The organism is Fretibacterium fastidiosum (assembly GCF_000210715.1).
Lineage (GTDB): Bacteria > Synergistota > Synergistia > Synergistales > Aminobacteriaceae > Fretibacterium > Fretibacterium fastidiosum.
The window spans coordinates 215,770-218,947 of the sequence record NC_021038.1 but is presented as its reverse complement, the minus strand read 5'-3'; the positions used below and the strand labels follow the sequence as shown (position 1 = coordinate 218,947).

At 69.4% G+C, this 3,178-nt stretch carries 3 protein-coding genes; all 3 read left to right on the top strand.

The window, feature by feature from the left end:
• A partial coding sequence (locus SY1_RS00985) for a P1 family peptidase (protein ID WP_208872507.1) occupies positions 1 to 850 on the top strand: 850 nt, incomplete at its 5' end.
• 78 nt (positions 851 to 928) lie between these two features.
• The gene (locus tag SY1_RS00980) at positions 929 to 1,495 is read left to right on the top strand and encodes a thermonuclease family protein (RefSeq protein WP_015555887.1); all 567 of its coding nucleotides are present in this window, start codon (positions 929 to 931) and stop codon (positions 1,493 to 1,495) included.
• Positions 1,496 to 1,668: 173 nt separating this feature from the next.
• The coding region (locus tag SY1_RS00975; RefSeq protein ID WP_208872506.1) for a DEAD/DEAH box helicase at positions 1,669 to 3,178 on the top strand (1,510 nt) is incomplete at its 3' end.

Here is a 3,178-nt window from a genome sequence, read left to right as displayed (position 1 = left end):
GGTAGAGGAGAAGGGGACCATCGAGACGCCCGTCGTCCTGACGGGGGTCTCGAGCGCCGGGGCGCTGTACGAGGCGCTGTTCCGCCGCTTCATGGACGAGCACCCTGAGATCTGCACGACGGCGGGCAGCGTGAACCCCGTGGTGTGCGAGTGTAACGACAGCTACCTGAACGACGCACGGGCCGCGCGCCTGGGCCGGCCCCACTTGGACGCGGCGCTGGCGTCGGCCGCGGAGGACTTTCAGCAGGGCGCGGTGGGCGCGGGGCGGGGCATGAGCTGCTTTGGGCTGAAGGGTGGCATCGGCAGCGCCTCGCGGCTGGCGACGACGGGGAAGGAGACGTACACCGTCGGCGTCCTGGTCAACGCGAACTTTGGCGTCATGACGAACCTCGTTCTGGCAGGGCGTCCTGTCGGGGCGGCACTTTCGGCCCTCGTGGAGGCGCGCCGGACCGAGGAGGAGCGGGAGTCCGGCTCCATCATCCTGGTGCTGGGCACGGACGCGCCCCTCACGGCGCGGCAGCTGACGCGGATGGCGCGCCGGTGCTTCGTGGGCGTAGGCCGGACGGGCTCCTTCGTGGGGGACGGCAGCGGCGACGTTGCCGTGGCCTTCTCGAACGCCTTCCGCATCCCCCACGAGGCACCGGAGGACCCCGTCCTCCGTGTCCCCTCCCTCCACGAAGGCGGCATCGACCCCCTGTTTCAGGCCGCTGCCGAGGCTGCGGAGGAGGCCATCCTGAGCGCGCTCCTGTGGGCGGAACCCGTTCGGGGGCGTGGGGAGCACGTCCGCCGTGCCCTGCGGGACTTCCTGCCGGAGCTTGACGCTGCCGGCCTGCTGCCCCCGACGCGCTGAGCGATGGCTGGACGACGTCGAAGCGCTTCGTTTTGGAGCGGCCCCCGGAGCCGCTTTCGAGGGGGCGCGAACCGCGTCATGGAGCGGATGCTGAAGCGCCTCGTCCTCGCCTTTCTGGCCCTTCTGGCCGGGTGGCTGGGACTTGAACACTGGCAGGGGCAGACGGGGGACGTCCTCTCCGCTCCGGTGGTGCGCGTCGTGGATGGGGATACGATCGTCGTGAGCGTGGAGGGCTCGAACCGGAAGGTGCGGCTCATCGGGGTGGACACCCCGGAGACCGTGAAGCCCAACACACCGGTGCAGTACTACGGAAAGGCGGCCAGCGACTTCACGAAGCGGGAGCTGACGGGGCGGCGCGTGTGGCTGGAGTACGACGCCGAGCCGACGGACCGCTACGGACGCCACCTGGCCTACGTGTGGCTGACGTCCCCGCCCGAAAGCGCAGACGAGGCGTCGGTGCGGCGGGACATGTTCAACGCTCAGCTCCTGACGGGAGGGTATGCGCGGGTGCTGTCCATCAAGCCGAACACCCGCTACAGGGAGCTCTTCGCCCGGCTGGAGCAGGAGGCCCGCCGGACGGGGATCGGGCTGTGGGGGCAGGAGGGCCGATCGACGGGGCGGAGCGGGGCGCGATCGCGTCATTGACATTATCCCCCGTCTGGCTCATAATCAGACGCGAGGAAGCTTAATGCGGGAAGGCCCGACGCGGCCTTCCCCTTTTTTGCCTATTTGCCTATGGGGGTATGCAGGTTTCAATGAACGAAGTGCAGGGAATGAACGAAGTGAGTGCAACGAGTGAAGTGACTGAAGTGACTGAAGTGACTGAAGTGAGGAGCGGGAACGCAGCCGGGGAGAGGGGGACGCCCTTCAGCGCGCCCTCGAACCTGGACCTGAGCGAAATATCGAGGGACGAGTACCGCGAGCTTGAGAGCTACGGACGGGAGCCCGTCGACGAGGGGTTTGACGTCTACGGCCTTCGGGACGAGCTCCTGCGCGCGCTGGAGGAGAAGGGTTTCGAGCGCCCAACGCCCGTGCAGCGGCGCGTGCTGGGCGCGGAGTGGCAGGGACGGGATCTGATCGTCCGGGCGCGGACGGGCAGCGGCAAGACGCTGGCCTTTCTCCTGCCCCTGCTCCAGGAGGTTTCGGCGGGGGAGAGGCAGCCCCGCATTCTCGTGCTGTCCCCCACCCGCGAGCTGGCGCAGCAGACGGCCAGGGAGGCGGATTGGCTGACGCGCCACCTGAGGTTGGGCGTCGTGGCGCTGGTGGGCGGCATGGAGATGGGTCCCCAACTGCGCGCCCTGCGCGGGGGCGCGGCCGTCGTCGTGGGGACTCCCGGTCGGGTGCGGGACCACATCGAGCGCGGAACCCTGCAGACGGAGGACATCCGGCACGTGGTCCTGGACGAGGGGGACCTGATGCTGGACATGGGCTTCCGCGACGAGCTGGAGGCCATCCTGGGGGCCCTGCCGGAGGAGCGCAGAACCTGGCTCTTCTCCGCCACGATGCCGGACGAGATGCGGGAGCTGGCGGACCGCTACCTGGAGGACCCCCTGATCCTCTCCCTCGTGGAGGAGGGGGCGCAGCACGCGGACATTCTGCACCGGGTCTACATGATCCCCTCCCGCCGCCGCTTCGAGGGGCTGGTGAACATCCTGCTGTGGGAGCACCCGAAGCGGTGCCTCGTGTTCTGCCACACGAAGATGGAGTCCATCGAGATCGCCCAGAAGCTGCAGGACGAGGGCTTCACCGCGGCGGCCCTTCAGGGCGACATGACGCAGAACGAGCGCATGGCGGTGCTTGCCTCCTTCAAGTCCGGCTCCATCCCCTGCCTCGTGGCGACCAACGTCGCTGCGCGGGGGCTGGACGTGGAGGGCGTGACGCACGTCATCCAACTCGGACTGCCGGACGACCAGGAGACCTTCGTCCACCGCAGCGGCCGCACGGGAAGGGCGGGCAACGAGGGGACGAACCTGATCCTGCTCTCGCCGCCCGAGGCGGGGCGCTTCCGCGACATGCTGCGGTCCACCCGGATGAAGGTGGAGTGGGAGGACATCCCGGACCTGGACCGCATCCACGCGACGCAGCGCGAGGTGATGGAGCGCGAGCTGCTCTCCGCGCCCCTCGACGGGGACTACGAGGAGTGCCTGAGCTGGGCGGAGGACCTCCTGTCCCGCGCGGAGCCGAGGGTGCTGACCGCGAAGCTCCTGGCCTTCCTCTCCTCCCGCACGGCCAAGGGGTACAGCCTCAGCGCGGAGCTGGATCGGGAGCGGGAGCGCCGTCGGGGAGGGCGCTCCTCGATTCGGTCGCGGGAGGGCGCTGCGGCGGGCC

Excerpts from the sequence above, each read along its gene's own strand:
- SY1_RS00980 (WP_015555887.1), top strand. The coding sequence starts at position 929 with ATGGAGCGGATGCTGAAGCGCCTCGTCCTCGCCTTTCTGGCCCTTCTG.